Genomic DNA, 19349 nt, shown 5'->3' on the forward strand with positions numbered 1-19349 from the left:
GTCAGACCTCGTTGAGCTGGTTAGCGGCCGTCAGCGCCGCGCGGCCGCGAGGGCCATGGAAGTATTCGTGAATCCACGCATCATCGGTTTCCGAGACCTTGTCGATGGCGTCCGCCACCAGCACTTTCTTCTGCGCCAGCACTGCCACCCGGTCGGTGATGGTGTAGAGCGTGTCGAGGTCGTGGGTCACCAGAAACACACTCAGGCCCAAGGCATCGCGCAAGGTCAGGATCAGTTGATCGAAGCCTGCGGCGCCAATCGGATCGAGGCCGGCAGTGGGTTCGTCGAGAAACAGGATGTCCGGGTCCAGCGCCAGTGCTCGGGCCAGGGCTGCGCGTTTGATCATGCCGCCAGACAGTGAAGCAGGGTATTTGTCGGCCGCCGACAACGGCAACCCGGCCAACGCCAGTTTCACCGCCGCCAGGTGCTCGGCGTCGGCACGGCTCAGGCCGGCGTGTTCAATCAGGGGCAGGGCGACGTTCTCGGTCACGGTGAGCGAAGAAAACAAGGCGCCTTTCTGGAACAACACACCGAATCGCCGTTCGACCAGCGAGCGCTCGTATTCCGACAGGCTCGGCAAGTTCTTGCCGAAGACCTTCACCAGCCCTTCGCTGGGCTGCCGCAGGCCGACAATGCTGCGCAGCAGCACCGATTTTCCGCTGCCGGAACCGCCGACCACCGCCAGAATCTCGCCTTTGTACAAGTCCAGGTCGAGGTTCTCGTGCACGCTCTGGCGGCCGAAGCGATTGCACAGCCCACGGACTTCGATTACTGCCTCTGAAGGCGCTCGGGGTAAACGACTCACCAGTCCATCTCCATGAAAAACAACGCAGCCACGGCGTCGAGCACGATTACCACGAAAATCGACTGCACCACACTGGACGTGGTGTGCGCGCCGACGGACTCGGCGCTGCCGCTGACCTTGAAGCCCTCGAGGCAGCCGATGGCGGCAATCAGGAATGCGAAAATCGGCGCTTTGACGATCCCCACCAGAAAGTGCTGAACGCCGATGTCCGATTGCAGCAGTGACAGGAACATCGCCGGCGAGATATCCAGCGACAGCGCGCAGACTACGCCACCGCCGACAATCCCGGACAACATCGCCAGAAAGGTCAACATCGGCAGCGCCACCAGCAACGCCAGGACGCGGGGTACTACCAGCAACTCCATCGGGTCGAGGCCGAGGGTGCGGATCGCGTCGATTTCTTCGTTGGCCTTCATCGAACCGATCTGCGCGGTGAACGCGCTGGCGGTGCGACCCGCCATCAGGATCGCCGTGAGCAACACGCCGAACTCCCGCAGAAAAGAGAACGCCACCAGGTCCACGGTGAAAATACTCGCGCCAAAACTCGCCAGCACCGTCGCCCCGAGAAACGCCACCACAGCACCCACCAGAAAGGTCAGCAAGGCGACGATGGGGGCGGCGTCGAGGCCGGTCTGTTCGATGTGGGCGACCATCGGCGTGAGGCGCCAGCGTTTGGGCCGAAACAACCCGCGGGCGATGGTTTCCAGGATCAGGCCGACGAAACCCAACAGTTGCAACGTGTCCTGCCAGACCGCATCGACCGCGCGGCCGATACGGGTCAGCAGTTGAATGCCGACACTGATTTCCGGTTCTTTGATCGGCACGCAAAAATCAGTCAGCGAGCAGTAAACCGTCTGCAACAAGGCGCGATCCGCAGAGGAAAGGGTGCAATCGGGGTGTTCGGCAGATTTGCCCAGACGCTCGGCCCCCAGTAGCTCCACCAACAATGACGCACCCGCCGTATCGAGCTCGCCGAGGCCATTGAGATCGATGAGAGTGTTGTTGTCGTATTGGCCACGGAGCTTTTCACTCAGGCGGCTGAGATCGGCGTAATGGGCGAGCGTCCAGTCACCCGTGACCCGCAACAGGGCAGGGCTGTGCGAGGTGTCCAGTCGGGCACTGCCAGGCATTGTGCTGCTAGTCATAAGCTCCGTGCTTGTTCGGCTGTTACGCAGATCTGACTAATAACACGAACCGCGTTACTTTTCTTTGACGGGTGTGCTGTCCATGATCTTGAAGCGCAACACGCCAATTAACTGACCGTCTTCAGTCAGCACCCGAACCTGCCATTTGCCGGCGGGGTTGCCGGGGAAGTTCTGCTTGTGGGTCCAGGCGCGGTAGCCTTCCTTGCGCCCGCCGTGGATGTCCAGGGGAATACGGTCGACCTCTTTACCGTTGAATATCCAGACGTGATAAATCCGCTCGGCCAGCCCCCGCGGAGCGTTGATCGCCGTGTATGCATACAGCCCACCTCCGCGAATCTGTTCGGCGCTGACTTCTTCCAGGCTCTTGCCGGGTGTTCGATCCTGCATTTGCGTGCTGATCGCCACATCGGTCATCCACAGCGTCGCCGGTGGCACCCAGGAGCGCAGCACCCAACCGGCGGCGCCGATGCCGACGGTGATGCTGAGGATCGCCAGCGCATTGCGCACAGTGCGAATCGGGAAGATCGAGGCCAGGCTGGGGAATGACATCAACATGGCTATGCCCAGCGCCAGTTTGAAGCTCTGGGCGGTGGTCAGGTGCAAGATGACGGGCAGGGCGGTCAGCAAGGCCGCGAACAGGGTCAGGGTGTGCAGCGCCAGGAACGCCCAGCGGCGCGGAGCCAGCCATTTGTAGTAGAGCGGGTCGATGATCGAAATCAGCGCCGCCATGCTCAGTAATCCCGTGAAAAACAACTGGCCGCTGTTCCAGGTGGTGGTAATCAAAAAGAATGGCAGGACGAAGAACAGGCTTTCCTGATGGATCATCTGCGTCGCATAACGCAGCAGCGGCTGAGGTATTTCGCGCTTGAAAACCCTGGCAAACAGCTTGGTGAGGCTGTTTTCCAGCATCAACCACACCCAGCTGATCAGCATGATGGCAGTGATCCATGTCGCCAGACCTTGTTGGCGATCCACCAGCATGAAGCTGCCGACCCCTGAAATGAAACCACCGAGCGCAATGACCCCGGGATAGCGCTTCATCAATTCCAGAAGGCGCTGTACGTACAGGGTCAGGTTCGGCATTCGGCGATTCACAATGGTCGTGGGGAAAATCCTCGACAGGGTACCGCCCGCAAGGCCCTGTGGCGAGGGGGCTTGCCCCCGTTGGGCTGCGAAGCGGCCCTAAAAAATGGCCCCCCGGTTTTTCAGGCAAACCGCGTCCACCGATATTGCGACTGCTACGCAGTCGAACGGGGGCAAGCCCCCTCGCCACAGAGCCCCCTCGCCACAGGAAAATCATTTCTTTCTGCGATGGACGCGCCAACCCGATATTGCAAGCACCATCAGTGCAAATCCCCCGACAATCGTCCACATCAGCTGGTCATAACTCATCAGCGGCTTCTCGATCCGCACATACCCCGGTTGCAGCAGCAATTCGCGCATCGCCTTGTTCGCCTCGGCCAGTGTCACCTCTTGCAGCGCCTCGGCCGGGTTGCCGAAATGGCCATCCTCGTAATCGCCAAGAGCCCTCCAGTAATAGTCCGCCAGGGCGCTGTTGCCTTGCACCGCCCAGGCCTGGCGAGCGATGGCGGCTTGCTTGAGACGGGCAAAGGTGGCGGCATCGAGGCCGTTCTTGAGCAGATCGGCTTTAAGCTCATCCAGTATTTGTTTCGCTGTCGGCACGGCGTCGCGATCGAGGTCGGCGTTCAGGCTCATGAAACCCACTGCGCCAAATACCTCGCGCTCGGCCGAGGGACCGTAGGACAACCCATGGGCCAGGCGCAATTGGCGATAGAGCGCCCAGTCCAGATAGTCCTTGAGCAGGTCGAAGGTTTCGTCATGCCGGTCTTCGAGCACCGGTTCCGGCACCAGCCAATGCAATTTGGCATCGCCGCCGACGAAACCGTTACTCACATTGCGCTCGTGGGCCGCACTGGCCTGAATGTCTGGCAATGGCGGGTGAGCGCTAGGTTCTACTGCCTCGAGTGCGCCATAGGCCCGTTCCAGATAGGCCGGCAGCAGGCGGTCGAGATCGCCGACCACGATCAGGGTCATGTTGTTGGGCGCGTACCAGGCCTTACGCACCGTTTCCAATTGCTCGCGGGTCAGGTGATCGACTTGCGCGCGCTCGGGGCATTTGAGGCCCAGTTCCACTGCCAACTGATTACTCGCGGTGTGGCCCAGGTCCTGGCGATCCAGCCAGCGTTGCAGGTGCGAGTAATGCCCACCGTCTTCGCGCTCGACCACTTGCTTGGCGACGTTGATCGCCGACTCGTCGATACGGGTCTGGGTCAACAGCGCCAACAGCAGGTCGAGGACCTTGCGCTGGTTTTTCGCCGGAGCTTCGATGACGAAGGTCGTGTCCGCATTGTTCGTGTAAGCATTCCACTCGCCGCCCAGGGCCTGCATGCGCTCCTCCAGACCGCCTTCGCCGGTGGCGTCGATGCCGCTGAACAGCAAGTGTTCGAGCAGATGGGGCAGTTCCTGGTCGGCACAGCTGAAATCATCCCGGCCTACGCCAACCACCAACCGGATCGCCACATGCCCGCGCTCCGTGCCCGGTTTGAGGACCAATTGCAGGCCGTTGCGCAACGTGTAGCCCTCGACCTGAAAGCGATCCAGGGCAATTGAAGGCAGTGAACAGAGCAACAGACAAGCGAACAGCAGACAACGCATAACAAATTTCCGTACGACCCGCGTAAGTTCAACAGACTTCAGCCAACTATGGACGTTCAGGGTGAATGAGTGATGTCAGTCATATCGTCGACCGCCAGCGCGCCAGTGTCCGAGGTGCCCAATACGGCATAGGCGCTGCTGCAGAACAGCGAATTCAAGCGTCTCATGTCAGCAATCAGCTCCAGATGCAGCGAACTGGTCTCGATACTTTGCACGATCTTACGGTGCAAACGGCTGACATGAGCGTGGGCCAGGCGGCGTTCCTGTGCGCGGAAGCGACGTTTCTCACGCAGTAACTGACGGGCACTTTGCGGGTCGGAACTGAGGAACACCGACAAACCCAGACGCAAGTTGGCAATCAACTGACTGTGCAGCCCCGCCAGCTCTTCCAGACCGACCTCGGAAAACGATCGGCGCTGCGCGGTTTTCTGTTGCTGAACCTTGCGCAGCATGCGCTCGATCAAGTCGCTGGCCAGTTTCAGGTTGATCGCCAGCTCGATGGTTTCCGCCCAGCGCCGACTGTCCTGCTCGCTGAGGTCTTCACGGGGCATTTGTGCCAGATAGAGTTTAATGGCGCTGTAGAGCACTTCAACATCATCGGTCAGGCGACGAATTTCCTGGGTGAGAGCGCTTTGATTGCCGCGTAGCACGGCGAGCATGGCTTCGAGCATGCTGTCCACCAGATCGCCGATGCGCAGGGTTTCCCGGGCAGCATTGGCCAGCGCCAGACTCGGGGTGACCAATGCCGTCGGGTCAAGATGCCGCGGTTTGGCCGTGCCGTTGATGTCTGGCCGCTCGGGCAGCAACCACGCACAGAGCTTGGCCATCGGCCCGACACTGGGCAACAGGACCAGGCAACGCGCGGTGTTGTAGAGCAGGTGGAAGCCGATGACCATTTCCTGAGGGCTGAAGTCGAGGCTGTCGATCCAGTGCACCAGCGGATCGAGTACCGGAATGATCAGCAGCAGGCCAATCAGTTTGTACAGCAGACTGCCAAGCGCCACCTGACGGCCAGCCGCGTTCTGCATGCTGGTGCTGAGGAAGGCGAGAATGCCGCTGCCGATGTTGGCGCCGATCACCAGGCCGATGGCCACCGGCAGGCTGATCACGTTGGCACCGGCGAGGGTCGCGGTCAGCAAAACGGCGGCCAGGCTGGAATAGGAAACCATCGCGAACAGCGCGCCGACCAAGGCATCGAGCAGAATGTCGCCGGTCAGGGAGGCAAAGATGACCTTTACCCCTTGCGCCTGAGTGATCGGCGCGGCGGCCTCGACGATCAGTTGCAGCGCCAGGATGATCAGCCCCAGTCCGATACTGACCCGGCCCATTTGTCCGACCCGGGTCTGCTTGCGCGACAAAAAGAAAATCACCCCGAGGAAAATCAGCAGCGGCGACAGCCACGACAAGTCGAGGGTCAGTACCCGCGCCATCAGGGCGGTACCGACGTCGGCACCGAGCATGGTCGCCAACGCCGGCGTCAACGCCATCAGGCCCTGACCGACAAAGGAGGTCACGAGCATGGCAGTGGCATTACTGCTCTGGACCATGGCAGTCACCATGATCCCGGCGAGAAACGCCAGCCAGCGCCTGGACATGTTATGAGCGATCACATGGCGCAAATTGGAGCCATAAACCCGCAAAATGCCGGTTCGGACGATGTGCGTGCCCCAGATCAAAAGGGCCACGGCGGATAGCAGATTGAGCAGGGTGAGCATACAGGCCCCCTGTGGTGGTAGCCGCCCCAGTGGGGCAAGTCGATGGTGCCGCGCGTTCTTCTACGTTCTGTACATAAGCTGTAGTTGGCTAACGGTCTGGACGCCAGCATCGCATAGCTAAAGAGGCGATTGAAACAAAACTGTCATGAAAACAGTTAGAGAAAGGGGGGCGTACAGATAGCACATTGAGCAAACAAATGTGGGAGCGAACCGGCCTGTCGGAGCGAGGCTTGCCCGCGAAGGCAGTGTGTCAGTCGACATTGTTGTTAACTGACACACCGCCTTCGCGGGCAAGCCTCGCTCCTACAGGCCGGCTAGCTCCCACAGGTTTTGTGCACTGACTGACATTCGTCAGTGCACAGAGTCGGGTTACTGCCCCGGAACATCCTTGCGCAGTTTCACCGGCTCTTGCTGTTTGCGCTTTCTCGCCATGGCGGTGCGCATCTTGATGTTGATCGCTTCCACCGCCAGCGAGAACGCCATGGCGAAGTAGACGTAGCCTTTTGGCAAGTGCACGTCCAGCGATTCGGCAATCAGCACGGTGCCCACCAGCAACAGGAACGCCAGCGCCAGCATCTTCAGCGACGGGTGCTTGTCGATGAACGCGCTGATGGTGCCCGAGGCCATCATCATCACCAGTACGGCAACAACGATCGCCGCGACCATCACCGGTACGTGGGACACCATGCCCACCGCGGTGATCACCGAGTCCAGCGAGAACACGATGTCGATGATCGCGATCTGGATGATGGTGTACAGGAAATTGCCGCCCTTGCCTGCAGGCTCGTCGCCGCTTTCGTCTTCACCTTCCAGCGCGTGGTACATCTCTTGCGAGCTTTTCCACAGCAGGAACAGACCACCGAAGAACAGGATCAGGTCACGTCCGGAAATACCCTGGCCGAATACTTCGAACAGATCGGTTGTGAGGCGCATGACCCAAGTGATCGACAGCAGCAACAGGATCCGCGTGATCATGGCCAGCGCCAGGCCGAAAATCCGGGTGCGCGCCTGCATATGTTTGGGCATGCGGCTGACCAGGATCGAGATCATGATGATGTTATCGATGCCCAGGACAATCTCCAGGGCAGTCAGGGTGAAGAAGGCAACCCAGATTTCAGGGTTGGTCAGCCATTCCATGTGTATTCCTTTGAGCGAGTGTTTAAACCACAAAGGGCCCAGGCTTCAAACAACAAAGCCTGGACCCGTTATGGTAAGTCTTGGGCTTATAGAGTGCTGAACAGCGGGAAAATCCCCATCAGCAATGCAGCGACCAGTATGCACAGGCAAACCAGCACTGCCCACTTCAAGGTGAACCGCTGATGATCACCGAATTCGATACCGGCCAGGGCCACCAACAGGTAAGTCGATGGTACCAGCGGGCTCAGCAAGTGGACGGGCTGACCGACGATCGAGGCACGTGCCATTTCCACCGCGGTTATACCGTAATGACTGGCGGCTTCGGCAAGCACCGGTAATACGCCGTAATAAAATGCATCGTTCGACATGAAGAACGTGAACGGCATGCTCACCAGCGCGGTAATCACAGCCAGGTACGGCCCGAGGAAATCCGGGATAACCGCCAGCAGGCTTTTCGACATGGCATCGACCATGCCGGTGCCCGACAGGATACCGGTGAAGATACCCGCGGCAAAGATCAACCCGACCACCGCCAGCACGCTACCGGCATGGGCTGCAACGCGATCTTTCTGCATTTGCAGGCAAGGGTAGTTGACAATCATCGCGATACTGAACGCCACCATGAACAGCACTGGCAGCGGCAACAGGCCGGCGACCAGCGTGCACATCAGTGCCAGGGTCAAGGCGCCGTTGAACCAGATCAGCTTTGGACGGCGGGCATCCGGGAACTGCGAAACGCTGATTTCGCTATGATCGACTTCATCACCGACCAGGTGCAGTTCACCCAGACGGGCACGCTCGCGTTTACCGTAGAAGTAGGCGATCGCCAGAATCGCCACCACGCCGGCCAGCATCGCCGGGATCATTGGCACAAAGATGTCGGACGGATCGACATGCAGCGCACTGGCCGCACGAGCCGTCGGGCCGCCCCAAGGGGTCATGTTCATCACGCCGCCAGCGAGAATGATCAGACCGGCCATGATCCGTGGGCTCATGCCAATGCGGCTGTAGAGCGGCAGCATGGCGGCCACGCAGATCATATAAGTGGTCGCGCCGTCACCATCAAGGGAAACGACGAGCGCCAGAACGGCGGTGCCGACCGAAACTTTCAACGGGTCGCCCTTGACCAGTTTGAGGATCTTGCGCACGGCCGGGTCGAACAGGCCGGAGTCGATCATCAGGGCGAAGTAGAGAATGGCGAACATCAGCATCACGCCGGTTGGCGCGAGTTTGGTGATGCCTTCGAGCATCATCGGGCCGATCTTGGGCGAGAAGCCGCCGAACAGGGCGAAGATGATCGGGATAATGATCAGGGCGATCAGCGCGGACAGGCGCTTGGTCATGATCAGGAACATGAACGTGATGACCATGGCGAAGCCAAGGAAAGTCAGCATAGGAATACTCCAGGCGTAGCGCGACTAGGAAATGGCGAACCGGATGGGGTCAGCGCAGAACGGGAAGCACGAGACGTACGGGCGGAGTGACAGCGAAGAGGCGGATAGTAGCGGACATCAGAATCACCATTGTTGTTGTTTAATGGACCGGGCGGGCGATAAAACACTCGCATTGGCCAACCGGTCTGTTGCCGGCAGTGAGGGCGATCCTAATCGGGGAAGCTTTCAGCCAGCTTTCGCGAGTAAAAGCATTGACCGAATGTACAACCGGTCGTCGGCCGGGTTGAGAGTCCGTAACCACGGGATCGGGAGCAAGAGACATGGGCAAATTTCACACCGGCGGCTGCCACTGCGGACAAATGCGCTATCGATTCAGCGGGCCATTGCATGACATCGCTCACTGCCATTGCTCGATTTGCCGACGGGTCAGCGGAGGAATCGTGACCACTTGGATCACCGTGCCCGCGTCGGCATTTACCTGGTTGAAAGGTACGCCATCGCGGTATGAATCCTCGTCCACCTGCGTGCGTTATTTCTGCCCGAACTGTGGGGCACAACTGGCGCTGGTGACGCAGCTGAGTCCCGAGAGCATCGACGTGACCATCGCCACCCTCGACCATCCCGAGCAGGCACCGGCCAAGCGGCATATCTGGACCGACAGTCGTTTGCCGTGGCTGCATCTGGACGAACATTTGCCCGGCGAAGCAGAGGAACAACTCTGATCAGGACAAACGGGCGTGGTAACCCTTGATCGTTTGCACCTGGCCCCCCTCTGAACCTTGTCGAACCGTCGCCGCTTCCCGCAGGTCACACACCATATAGGCAGGAATGTAGGGAGCACGGCCATGAAAAATGCCGAAACCCCGGTGGTGAAGGTAGTGCTTTATGGAGCCATGAGTAGCCTGGGCAGTGCGCTGATGGCTGAAATGCTACGGCGCCAGCATGAAGTCATCGCGATTCTCGATGACCTGACCGCGCTCGCACCGCGCCCGGGTTTACGTACCAAGACCGGGGATCTGTTTGATGCCAATCGAGTCAAGCAGAGCGTGGCCGGCTGTTCGGCGGTGATTTGCCTGCTCGATGCGCCAGGGTTGCCCATGAACAGCAAGCACATCGAAAAGAACTTTGTGCCCGGCCCGGTCGAGGAGGTACTGGCAATCGATGCACTGATCGACGGCATGCAGGCCGCAGGCATTGCCCGCCTGTTTGTGGTGGGCGACTTCGAGGTGCTGGATGACCCGGAAATAGACGACCCGTTGCAACGCCACGCCGCCGAGGAAATTCGCGAGGCGCTGCAAAGCAGCGCTTTGCAATGGACCCTGGTGAATGCACCCCGGCGCGTGCCCGGGCTGACCATCGAGCATTTCAGTCACGTCAGCAGTAGCCTGGAACCTGGCATGGCCGCAGCGCTGGAACAATTGAACAGGGTTGCCACAGGGATTGCCGATGAGCTGCACCTGAACCTGCACGTGGGTGAACATGTGAGTTTTATTGCGACGTCGGAATAATAGAAATCGCCCGAACCCGTCTACACCGCAATCGAAGGTAAAGGGAGACCATTGAGCGATTGCGCACTGCTGGCCTGTTCGGCCATCAACCAATCCACAAACAGCTGAATCAACGCCCCACGCCGTTTGCGCTGGGGCAGGACCACGTAATACCCCAGCCGGGAAATCACCGTCTCGGCGATCGGGCGACATAACAGACCTTGCGCCAACAAGTTATCCACAAGGTGTCGCCAACCGATCGCAACGCCCTGACCGCCAATCGCCGCCTGAATCAGCAAGGTGTAATTGTCGAAGCGCAGCTGGCCCGGGGCCGGGGCCGAGGTGATTCCCAACTCACGAAACACGCCGCTCCAGTCGAACCAGTTGCTGCTGTGTTCGCCTCGCAGGTGCAGCAGCGGGAATTCCAGCAATGCCTGAGCCGGCAAGGGCAGGGGACGGTCCTTCAACAGCAGCGGGCTGCACACCGGAAACACCTCTTCGCTGAACAGCCAATGGCTTTCGCCTTGCTTGAACCGGCCATCGCCGAACAGCACCGCCACATCAATATCGGTTCGCAGCATGTTGTGACTGCGTTCACTGGTGACCAGGCTGACGTCCACTTGCGGATTGGCGGTATGGAAGCGGTGCAGACGCGGCATCAGCCAGTACGCCGCGAAGGCAAAATCGGTGGCCACTTGCAGCACTTCGTGCTGTTGCTGTGCGCTGATTGCGCTTAATCCTGCCTCTATATTCTGTAAACCGAGCTGAACTTGCTCAAAGAGGATGGCGCCGGCCTCGGTCAGTTCGATCCCACGATAGATGCGGTCGAATAACCGTGTAGCCAGTTGTTCTTCCAGTCGTTTGATCTGCTGGCTGATGGCCGGTTGCGTGGTGCCGAGCTCCACCGCAGCGGCGGTAAAACTGTGGTGCCGGGCAGCGGCTTCAAAGGCACGCAACAGGTCCAGAGACAAATCACCGAGGGCGTCATACATAAGCTGTGCTTATCCTAGTCATTGCCTGGCATGGGCTTTACCACAAAGATGATGGAATCCATGCTCGATCACAGCACTCTCGCATAAATATCCACTATGGAATGCCGCGATCACATGAAGCGCAAAAATATTCTTTTCATCATGGCCGATCAAATGGCCGCGCCAATGTTGCCGTTCTACGGTCCTTCGCCGATTAAACTGCCGAATCTCAGCCGCCTCGCCGCCGAAGGCGTGGTGTTCGACGCCGCTTATTGCAACAGTCCGCTTTGCGCGCCGTCGCGTTTTACGCTGGTCAGTGGTCAGTTACCGAGCAAGATCGGCGCCTACGATAATGCGGCCGATTTCCCCGCCGACGTACCGACCTATGCCCATTACCTGCGTCGCCTGGGTTATCGCACCGCGCTGTCGGGCAAGATGCATTTCTGTGGCCCGGACCAGTTGCACGGCTATGAAGAACGCCTCACCAGCGACATCTACCCGGCCGATTATGGGTGGGCAGTGAATTGGGATGAGCCGGACGTACGTCCGAGCTGGTACCACAATATGTCGTCGGTGCTGCAAGCCGGACCGTGTGTACGCACCAATCAACTGGATTTCGACGAAGAGGTGGTGTTCAAGGCCCAGCAATACCTGTTCGATCACATTCGCGAGGAAGGCGATCAGCCGTTCTGCCTGACCGTGTCGATGACTCACCCACACGACCCGTACACAATTCCCAAGGCTTTTTGGGATATGTACGACGACGCTGACATCCCTTTGCCCGAAACACCTGCACAGGATCAACTTGATCCTCATTCCCAGCGTTTGCTCAAGGTCTATGACCTGTGGGACAAGCCGCTGCCTGTGGACAAGATTCGCGATGCGCGCCGTGCCTATTTCGGTGCATGCAGCTATATCGATAGCAACGTCGGCAAACTTCTGCAAACACTTGAGGAAACCGGGCTGATCGATGACACCATCATCGTCTTCTCCGGTGACCACGGCGACATGCTCGGCGAGCGTGGCCTCTGGTACAAAATGCATTGGTATGAAATGGCGGCCCGGGTTCCATTGCTGATCCATGCGCCCGGGCAATTCGGGGCTGGGCGCGTCAGCACGGCGGTGTCCACTGCCGACCTGCTGCCGACCTTTGTCGAATTGGCCGGCGGCTCGCTGGAACCCGGTCTGCCGCTGGACGGCCGCTCGCTGGTTTCGCATCTGCAAGGGCAGGGCGGTCATGACGAAGTGTTCGGTGAGTACATGGCCGAAGGCACCATCAGCCCGTTGATGATGATTCGCCGCGGCGCTTACAAATTCATCTACAGCGAAGACGACCCTTGCCTACTCTTCGATGTACATAACGATCCGAACGAACAGGAAGAACTCAGCCAGTCGCCGCAATATCGGCAGCTTTTCGAGGAGTTTCTCGCCGAAGCGCGGGCCAGATGGGACATCCCGGCGATCCACCGACAGGTGCTCGCCAGTCAACGCCGTCGGCGTTTCGTCGCCGATGCCCTGACCATCGGCAAGCTGAAGAGCTGGGATCACCAGCCACTGGTGGACGCCAGCCAGCAGTACATGCGCAACCACATCGACCTCGACGATCTGGAACGCAAAGCACGTTATCCACAACCCTGCCAAAACCAATAACGTAAGGGGAAGTCCATGCAAAGGTTATCCACAGTACTGACGGTCGGGCTTCTGGCTCTGGGCAGTGCCTCGGCCTATGCCGAGCAAAGCTGCGAGACGGTGAAAATGGCCGACCCTGGCTGGAGCGACATCGCTGCCACCAATGCCATCACCGGGTTTCTGCTGGACGGCATGGGCTATAAGGCCAAGGTCGACACGCTGGCGGTGCCGATCACTTTTGGCGGTCTGAAGGATGGCCAGGTGGACGTGTTCCTGGGTAACTGGATGCCCGCACAGCAGGGCTTCTATGACAAATTCGTGGCCAATGGCGACGTTACGCAACTGGCGAAAAACCTCGACGGCACCGAGTTCACGCTGGCGGTTCCGGATTATGTTTGGAACGCGGGTGTGCATAACTTCAATGACTTGAACAAGTACGCGGACAAGTTTGACAAGAAGATCTATGGCATCGGCTCCGGTGCTCCGGCGAACATTTCGCTGCAAGAGATCATCAAGAAGAACGACTTCGATCTGGGTCAGTGGAAACTGATCGAGTCCAGTGAACAGGCAATGCTGGCCGAAGTGTCTCGGGCGGTGAAGAAACAGAAGTTCGTGACCTTCCTCGGCTGGACGCCGCACCCGATGAACGTGCAGCTGAAAATGCATTACCTGAAGGGCGGCGAGAAATACTTTGGTGACACCGGCAGCGTTTATACGCTGACCCGCAAAGGTTATGCACAGGCCTGTCCGAACGTCGGCAAACTGCTCACCAACCTGAGTTTTACCCAGGAAATGGAGAACAGCATCATGGCCGAGGTGATGAACAAAAAGGTCAGCAATGCCGAGGCGGCCAAGGCGTGGATCAAGGCTAATCCGGCGGTGCTGGATAAGTGGCTGGACGGCGTGAAGACCGTGGACGGGAAGGATGCGTTGCCGGCGGTGAAAGCCAAGCTCTAACTCCCTGCGCCGATCGTTCCCACGCTCTGCGTGGGAACGATCAGCGATCGGTGTCTCGTCCTGCTACCCTTGCGCAAAATCCCACCCGAGAGGACCCATGGCCTTCCCCAGCCGCCATTCACTCTTTCCCTTCCTGACCTGGTTGCCCCGGCAAACCCGCGCCAGCGTCGGCCGTGACCTGATTGTCGGCCTGAGTGGTGCGATTCTCGCGTTGCCACAATCCATTGCCTACGCACTGATTGCCGGTCTCCCACCGGAATACGGCTTGTACGCCGCCATCATCCCGGTGCTGATCGCCTGCCTCTGGGGTTCATCGTGGCATTTGATCTGCGGCCCTACGGCGGCCATTTCCATTGTCCTGTACGCCAGCGTCAGTCCTCTGGCCGTTCCCGGATCGCAGGACTACGTCACGCTGATCCTGCTTCTGACACTCCTTGCGGGGATTTTCCAGTGGCTGCTGGGTTTGCTGCGTTTCGGCGCCCTGGTGAATTTCGTCTCTCACTCGGTGGTGCTGGGCTTCACCCTGGGTGCAGCGGTGGTGATTGCCATCGGGCAACTGCCGAACTTGCTGGGGCTGGATGTGCCCAACCAGGCTACAGCGCTGAACAGCCTGATGCTGCTGTTCAGTCATCTCGGTGAGGTAGACAAACCCTCGCTGGTACTGGGCCTGGCCACGGTCGGCCTGGGCATCGTGCTGAAACTGCTGGTGCCGCGCTGGCCGACGCTGTTGATCGCTCTGGCCTTGAGCGGGTTGCTGGTATGGCTGTGGCCGTCGATGTTCGGTCATGTGCGGTTGGTCAGCGCCTTTGTCGGACGGCTGCCGCCCTTCAGCCCGCTGCCGCTGGATCTGGACCTGGTGTTGCGCTTGCTGCCCAGCGCGGTGGCGGTCGGGATGCTCGGGCTGGTGACGAGCCTGTCGATTGCCCGCTCCTTGTCGGCGCGCTCGCAGCAGTTGCTCGACGCCAATCAAGAAGTCCGCGCCCAGGGTTTTTCGAACATGGTCGGTGCGTTTTTCTCCGGCTCGCTGTCAGCCGGTTCCTTCACCCGCTCGGCCTTGAGCTATGACGCCGGTGCCTGCTCACCGTTGGCAGGCGTTTTTTCCGCGGTGTGGGTAGCCTTGTTCGCTATCTTCGGTGCGGTATTGATCGCGCACATTCCAATCCCGGCCATGGCCGGCAGCATTTTGCTGATCGCTTGGGGATTGGTCGACCATCGCGGCATTCGCGCCTTGTTGCGGGTCAGCCGTGCCGAGTTTCTGGTCATGGCGCTGACCTGTGTCGCGACGTTGTTGCTGGAATTGCAAACGGCGATCTACGCCGGCGTGCTGGCGTCGCTGTTCTTCTACCTCAAACGCACCTCGCAACCTCGGGTGCAGCATTGGCGTGAAGGCGACGAAGACATTCTGCGAGTCGGCGGTTCAATCTTTTTCGGCGCCAGCCATTACCTGCAAGTGCGCTTGCAACGGATGCACGGCGCACGGGTCGTGATCGAGGCGCAGCAGATTAACTTCATCGACTATTCGGGCGTGGAAATGCTGCACCAGGAAGCGCGACGGCTGCTGCGCCAGGATCGCAGCCTGACCCTGCGGCGGGCGCGGCCGCAGGTGGTGGAAGAATTGAGAAAACTCGAAGGCGCGGAGAAATGCCCGATTCGCTTCGAGGATTGAAACATTCACCCTGGAATAAACCCACCTGTGGCGAGGGGGCTTGCCCCCGTTGGACGGCGAAGCCGTCCCAAAACTGCCACGACCGCTGCGCGGCCGAACGGGGGCAAGCCCCCTCGCCACAAAAGCCTAGAGCGCCAATTGCCGACGGAGTTCGGCCAGCACCGGCGCGGTATCCGGTCGCACGCCGCGCCACAGATAGAACGCTTCCGCCGCCTGCTCGGCCAACATTCCCAGGCCATCCATCGCCACCGCCGCGCCGTGTTCGCTGGCCCAGCGGCAGAACGATGTCGGGTCTTTGCCGTACATCATGTCGTAGCAAACCGTCTTGCCCGGCTCGATCAAACTGCTGGCAATCGGCGGTACATCGCCGGACAGACTGGCGGACGTAGCGTTGATGATCAGGTCCACCGGCTCCTTCAACCAATCGAAACCACTGGCCGACACCGGCCCCAGATCCGCGAACAATTCGGCCAGCAATTCGGCTTTTTCCACGGTGCGGTTGGCGATGATCACCGACGCCGGTTGCACCGCCAGCAGCGGCTCCAGCGCCCCTCGCACCGCACCGCCGGCCCCGAGCAGCAGGATGCGTTTGCCCTTGAGACTGAAACCGGCATTGACCGTCAGGTCCCGCACCAGCCCGGCGCCATCAGTGTTGTCGCCCAGCAAACTGCCATCGGCCAGTTTGCTCAGGGTATTCACCGCACCCGCCCGCTGCGCTCGCTTGGTCAGGCTGTTTGCCAAACGATAGGCATCTTCCTTGAACGGCACCGTCACATTCGCCCCACGCCCTTCGCGGAAAAATGTGCGGGCACAGCCGGAAAAATCATCGAGGGGCGCCAGCAAAGTGCTGTAGTCGAGCTTTTGTCCCGTCTGCTCGGCGAACAAACGGTGGATCAGCGGCGACTTGCTGTGGCCAATCGGGTTACCGAATACGACGTAACGATCCATCTACATTCCTCAACCGTAGCTGCCGAAGGCTGCGATCTTGACGGCAGCCCCGACGATGCAAAACTCAAACCCTGGAATCAGGCCTTGGCCAACCAATCGCGATCTTGCAGGAAGTACTCGGTCAGGCGTGCTTCTTCACTGCCCGGCTCGGCTTTCCAGTCGTAGGCCCAGCGCACTTGCGGCGGCAGCGACATCAGGATCGACTCGGTACGCCCGCCTGATTGCAGGCCGAACAGCGTGCCGCGGTCATAGACCAGGTTGAACTCGACGTAACGACCACGGCGGAACTCCTGGAATTCACGCTGTTTGGCCGTGAACGCATCGTTCTTGCGGCGCTGCACGATTGGCAGGTACGCGTGGATAAACGCATCGCCGATGGCGCGCATGAAGGCGAAGCTGGTATCGAAGTCCCACTCGTTCAAGTCATCGAAAAACAAACCGCCAATACCACGCGGCTCGTGGCGATGCTTGATGTGGAAGTAACTGTCGCACCAGGCCTTGTAGCGCGGGTAGACGTCCGGGCCGAACGGTGCGCAGGCCTGTTCGGCAACGCGGTGCCAGTGCACGCAGTCTTCTTCGTTGCCGTAGTAAGGGGTCAGGTCGAAGCCGCCACCGAACCACCAGACCGGCTCTTCACCTTCTTTTTCCGCGATGAAAAAGCGCACGTTGGCGTGGGACGTCGGTACATGGGGGTTGTGCGGGTGGATGACCAAAGACACACCCAAGGCTTCGAAACCTCGGCCGGCCAGTTCTGGCCGATGAGCGCTGGCGGAGGGCGGGAGACCGCTGCCAAAGACGTGGGAAAAGTTGACGCCGCCCTTTTCGATGACCGCGCCGTTTTCGATCACCCGGGTGCGACCGCCACCGCCGGCAGGGCGGGTCCAGGCGTCTTCGACGAAACGTGTGCCGCCGTCTTCAGCTTCCAAAGCAGCGCAAATGCGGTCTTGCAGGTCGAGCAGGTAGGCTTTTACGGCCTCGGTGCGGGTAGTCATGGCATCACCTTGAATCGGGCAAAGCTACGCGGCGCTCATACAGGCCGGCGGCAAATTGCTGCGTAGGATAACACTGCACCTTGTGCCGTCGCAGTTGACGAAGGTCAAGCTTAAGCGTCCGATAGGGCGCTTGGAAAAATGATCTTAGGAGAGTGCAGATGGCAAAGCGTATCCAGTTCCGCGCCCATGGCGGCCCCGAAGTCCTCGAGCATGTCGATTACCAGCCCGCCGAGCCCGGCCCGCTGCAGGTGCGCGTGACCAACAAAGCCATCGGCCTGAACTTCATTGATACCTATTACCGCGGCGGCCTTTATGCGCCACCCGCCTTGCCATCGGGCCTGGGCGCTGAAGGCGCGGGCGTGGTCGAAGCCGTCGGCAGCGAAGTCACCCGCTTCAGGATCGGCGATCGCGTGGCGTACGGCAGCGGCCCATTGGGTGCTTATAGCGACGTTCATGTATTGCCGGAAGCCAATCTGGTACATCTGCCAGATGCCATCAGCTTCGAGCAAGCCGCCGGCGTGATGCTCAAAGGCCTGACCGTGCAGTACTTGCTGCGTCAGACGTATGAACTCAAGGGTGGCGAAACCATCCTGTTCCACGCTGCGGCCGGAGGTGTCGGCTCCCTGGCCTGCCAATGGGCCAAAGCCTTGGGCGTGAAATTGATTGGCACGGTCAGCTCAACGGAGAAAGCCGCCCTGGCAAAAGCCAACGGAGCCTGGGCGACCATCGATTACAGCCATGAAAACGTCGCACAACGCGTGCTGGAATTGACTGACGGTAAAAAGGTGCCGGTGGTGTACGACGGTGTAGGCAAAGATACCTGGCTGACGTCACTCGACAGCGTCGCACCTCGGGGGCTGGTGGTGAGTTTCGGTAATGCTTCAGGTGCAGTGGATGGCGTGAACCTGGGGATTCTCGCGGGGAAAGGTTCGCTGTACGTGACCCGACCGACCCTGGCGACCTATGCCAACAACGCTGAAAACCTGCAAAGCATGGCCGATGAACTGTTCGAGATGATCATCAGCGGCAAGCTTACGGTGGACATCAGCCAGCGCTATTCATTGGCTGAAGCGGCCAAAGCGCAGACCGAATTGTCGGCGCGGCGCACGACTGGCTCGACCGTTTTGTTGCCTTGATGTGGTAAGGGGGCTTGCCCCCGTTGGACTGCGCAGCAGTCCCCCCAACTGACGATGCGGTCTGTCATTTAAAACACATCGCTCAATGGCGGGTGCTTCGCACCCGAACGGGGGCAAGCCCCCTCACCACATTAATCCGGGCGCACCACGTGGCCGGTGGCCAAGTCGCGGATCACGCTCGGATTCTTCCGCCCACCCAGATTGCCGCCCAGCACCCAATCAAGCTGCCCACGGAAATATTGCTCTATGCGAATCCGCGTCCGTGCCGCTGGCCGCCCCTGAGGGTTGGCCGAAGTCGACACCAGCGGCCCGACCAACGCACACAAATCCCGTACCAGTGGGTGATCGCTAACCCGCAATGCCACGGTTTCGTGCACACCGGTAATCCACTGGGGCAACATGTTTTGATGCGGCACCAGCCAGGTGTTGGGCCCCGGCCAAGTGCTGGCCATGCGGTCCATCCACAATTCTGGGAAGTCTTCGAAGAGGAAGTCGAACTGACGAATATTATCGGCCACCAGAATCAGGCCTTTATCCACAGATCGCCCCTTGATCAGCAGCAGACGATCCACCGCCTCTTCGTTCCACGGGTCGCAACCCAGGCCCCAGACAGCTTCGGTTGGATAGGCAATGACCGCCCCAGCGCGAATTTCTCGTGCGGCTTGTTGCACACGCCAACTGTTAACCATGA

Annotated in this window: 17 protein-coding genes; 6 read left to right on the top strand and 11 right to left on the bottom strand. The window is 59.8% G+C overall.

What is annotated here, in order from left to right:
• Window position 1: 1 nt before the first annotated feature.
• From BZL43_RS13290 to BZL43_RS13325, 7 genes are all read right to left on the bottom strand, one after another.
• On the bottom strand, window positions 2–805 hold the full coding sequence (locus BZL43_RS13290) for an ABC transporter ATP-binding protein (RefSeq protein WP_095632732.1): 804 nt from the start codon (window positions 803–805) through the stop codon (window positions 2–4).
• Window positions 802–1950, bottom strand: a complete 1149-nt coding sequence (locus BZL43_RS13295; protein ID WP_095632733.1) for an ABC transporter permease — start codon at window positions 1948–1950, stop codon at window positions 802–804. The genes BZL43_RS13290 and BZL43_RS13295 overlap by 4 nt, the downstream gene beginning before the upstream one ends.
• 54 nt (window positions 1951–2004) lie before the next feature.
• Complete coding sequence (locus BZL43_RS13300) at window positions 2005–3033, bottom strand: DUF5924 family protein (protein ID WP_095632734.1); 1029 nt, start codon at window positions 3031–3033, stop codon at window positions 2005–2007.
• A gap of 213 nt (window positions 3034–3246) precedes the next feature.
• On the bottom strand, window positions 3247–4626 hold the full coding sequence (locus tag BZL43_RS13310) for a pitrilysin family protein (protein ID WP_095632735.1): 1380 nt from the start codon (window positions 4624–4626) through the stop codon (window positions 3247–3249).
• A 56-nt stretch (window positions 4627–4682) separates the two neighbouring features.
• On the bottom strand, window positions 4683–6341 hold the full coding sequence (locus BZL43_RS13315) for a Na/Pi cotransporter family protein (RefSeq protein ID WP_095632736.1): 1659 nt from the start codon (window positions 6339–6341) through the stop codon (window positions 4683–4685).
• A gap of 369 nt (window positions 6342–6710) precedes the next feature.
• Complete coding sequence (locus tag BZL43_RS13320; RefSeq protein ID WP_095632737.1) at window positions 6711–7478, bottom strand: TerC family protein; 768 nt, start codon at window positions 7476–7478, stop codon at window positions 6711–6713.
• 86 nt (window positions 7479–7564) lie between these two features.
• Window positions 7565–8872 carry a CitMHS family transporter gene (locus BZL43_RS13325; RefSeq protein WP_095632738.1) on the bottom strand — a complete coding sequence of 436 codons (1308 nt, stop codon included), beginning with the start codon at window positions 8870–8872 and terminating at the stop codon, window positions 7565–7567.
• 320 nt (window positions 8873–9192) lie between these two features.
• Between BZL43_RS13325 and BZL43_RS13330 the strand changes: the two genes are divergently transcribed.
• Window positions 9193–9594, top strand: coding sequence for a GFA family protein (locus BZL43_RS13330; RefSeq protein ID WP_095632739.1), 402 nt, complete (start codon window positions 9193–9195; stop codon window positions 9592–9594).
• 123 nt (window positions 9595–9717) lie between these two features.
• The gene (locus BZL43_RS13335; protein ID WP_095632740.1) at window positions 9718–10380 is read left to right on the top strand and encodes an NAD(P)-dependent oxidoreductase; all 663 of its coding nucleotides are present in this window, start codon (window positions 9718–9720) and stop codon (window positions 10378–10380) included.
• Between the two features lie 20 nt (window positions 10381–10400).
• On the opposite strand, the gene BZL43_RS13340 is transcribed toward BZL43_RS13335, so the two are convergent.
• Window positions 10401–11351: a LysR family transcriptional regulator gene (locus BZL43_RS13340; RefSeq protein ID WP_095632741.1), complete on the bottom strand. Its 951-nt coding sequence runs from the start codon at window positions 11349–11351 to the stop codon at window positions 10401–10403.
• A gap of 114 nt (window positions 11352–11465) precedes the next feature.
• Between BZL43_RS13340 and betC the strand changes: the two genes are divergently transcribed.
• From betC to BZL43_RS13355, 3 genes are all read left to right on the top strand, one after another.
• Window positions 11466–12980, top strand: coding sequence for a choline-sulfatase (gene betC / locus BZL43_RS13345; RefSeq protein WP_095632742.1), 1515 nt, complete (start codon window positions 11466–11468; stop codon window positions 12978–12980).
• Window positions 12981–12995: 15 nt separating this feature from the next.
• Entirely contained in the window at window positions 12996–13916 is a 921-nt protein-coding gene (gene choX, locus BZL43_RS13350; RefSeq protein ID WP_095632743.1) for a choline ABC transporter substrate-binding protein, read from the top strand.
• 97 nt (window positions 13917–14013) lie between these two features.
• Entirely contained in the window at window positions 14014–15582 is a 1569-nt protein-coding gene (locus BZL43_RS13355) for a SulP family inorganic anion transporter (RefSeq protein WP_095632744.1), read from the top strand.
• Window positions 15583–15708: 126 nt separating this feature from the next.
• On the opposite strand, the gene aroE is transcribed toward BZL43_RS13355, so the two are convergent.
• Entirely contained in the window at window positions 15709–16530 is an 822-nt protein-coding gene (aroE, locus tag BZL43_RS13360) for a shikimate dehydrogenase (RefSeq protein ID WP_095632745.1), read from the bottom strand.
• Between the two features lie 77 nt (window positions 16531–16607).
• Entirely contained in the window at window positions 16608–17522 is a 915-nt protein-coding gene (gene hemF, locus BZL43_RS13365) for an oxygen-dependent coproporphyrinogen oxidase (RefSeq protein ID WP_095632746.1), read from the bottom strand.
• A gap of 158 nt (window positions 17523–17680) precedes the next feature.
• Between hemF and BZL43_RS13370 the strand changes: the two genes are divergently transcribed.
• Complete coding sequence (locus BZL43_RS13370; protein ID WP_095632747.1) at window positions 17681–18658, top strand: NADPH:quinone reductase; 978 nt, start codon at window positions 17681–17683, stop codon at window positions 18656–18658.
• A 131-nt stretch (window positions 18659–18789) separates the two neighbouring features.
• Here BZL43_RS13370 and BZL43_RS13375 read toward each other — a convergent pair whose 3' ends face one another.
• Window positions 18790–19347 carry an L-threonylcarbamoyladenylate synthase gene (locus BZL43_RS13375; RefSeq protein ID WP_095632748.1) on the bottom strand — a complete coding sequence of 186 codons (558 nt, stop codon included), beginning with the start codon at window positions 19345–19347 and terminating at the stop codon, window positions 18790–18792.
• Window positions 19348–19349: the final 2 nt, after the last annotated feature.

It is taken from the genome of Pseudomonas sp. PICF141, from assembly GCF_002286815.1.
GTDB lineage: Bacteria > Pseudomonadota > Gammaproteobacteria > Pseudomonadales > Pseudomonadaceae > Aquipseudomonas.

What these genes read in the sequence shown, in the direction of transcription:
- BZL43_RS13295 (WP_095632733.1), bottom strand. Translation starts at nt 1,950, where the DNA reads ATGACTAGCAGCACAATGCCTGGCAGTGCCCGACTGGACACCTCGCAC.
- BZL43_RS13300 (WP_095632734.1), bottom strand. Translation starts at nt 3,033, where the DNA reads ATGCCGAACCTGACCCTGTACGTACAGCGCCTTCTGGAATTGATGAAG.
- BZL43_RS13310 (WP_095632735.1), bottom strand. Translation starts at nt 4,626, where the DNA reads ATGCGTTGTCTGCTGTTCGCTTGTCTGTTGCTCTGTTCACTGCCTTCA.
- BZL43_RS13315 (WP_095632736.1), bottom strand. Translation starts at nt 6,341, where the DNA reads ATGCTCACCCTGCTCAATCTGCTATCCGCCGTGGCCCTTTTGATCTGG.
- BZL43_RS13320 (WP_095632737.1), bottom strand. Translation starts at nt 7,478, where the DNA reads ATGGAATGGCTGACCAACCCTGAAATCTGGGTTGCCTTCTTCACCCTG.
- BZL43_RS13325 (WP_095632738.1), bottom strand. Translation starts at nt 8,872, where the DNA reads ATGCTGACTTTCCTTGGCTTCGCCATGGTCATCACGTTCATGTTCCTG.
- BZL43_RS13330 (WP_095632739.1), top strand. Translation starts at nt 9,193, where the DNA reads ATGGGCAAATTTCACACCGGCGGCTGCCACTGCGGACAAATGCGCTAT.
- BZL43_RS13335 (WP_095632740.1), top strand. Translation starts at nt 9,718, where the DNA reads ATGAAAAATGCCGAAACCCCGGTGGTGAAGGTAGTGCTTTATGGAGCC.
- BZL43_RS13340 (WP_095632741.1), bottom strand. Translation starts at nt 11,351, where the DNA reads ATGTATGACGCCCTCGGTGATTTGTCTCTGGACCTGTTGCGTGCCTTT.
- betC (WP_095632742.1), top strand. Translation starts at nt 11,466, where the DNA reads ATGAAGCGCAAAAATATTCTTTTCATCATGGCCGATCAAATGGCCGCG.
- choX (WP_095632743.1), top strand. Translation starts at nt 12,996, where the DNA reads ATGCAAAGGTTATCCACAGTACTGACGGTCGGGCTTCTGGCTCTGGGC.
- BZL43_RS13355 (WP_095632744.1), top strand. Translation starts at nt 14,014, where the DNA reads ATGGCCTTCCCCAGCCGCCATTCACTCTTTCCCTTCCTGACCTGGTTG.
- aroE (WP_095632745.1), bottom strand. Translation starts at nt 16,530, where the DNA reads ATGGATCGTTACGTCGTATTCGGTAACCCGATTGGCCACAGCAAGTCG.
- hemF (WP_095632746.1), bottom strand. Translation starts at nt 17,522, where the DNA reads ATGACTACCCGCACCGAGGCCGTAAAAGCCTACCTGCTCGACCTGCAA.
- BZL43_RS13370 (WP_095632747.1), top strand. Translation starts at nt 17,681, where the DNA reads ATGGCAAAGCGTATCCAGTTCCGCGCCCATGGCGGCCCCGAAGTCCTC.
- BZL43_RS13375 (WP_095632748.1), bottom strand. Translation starts at nt 19,347, where the DNA reads ATGGTTAACAGTTGGCGTGTGCAACAAGCCGCACGAGAAATTCGCGCT.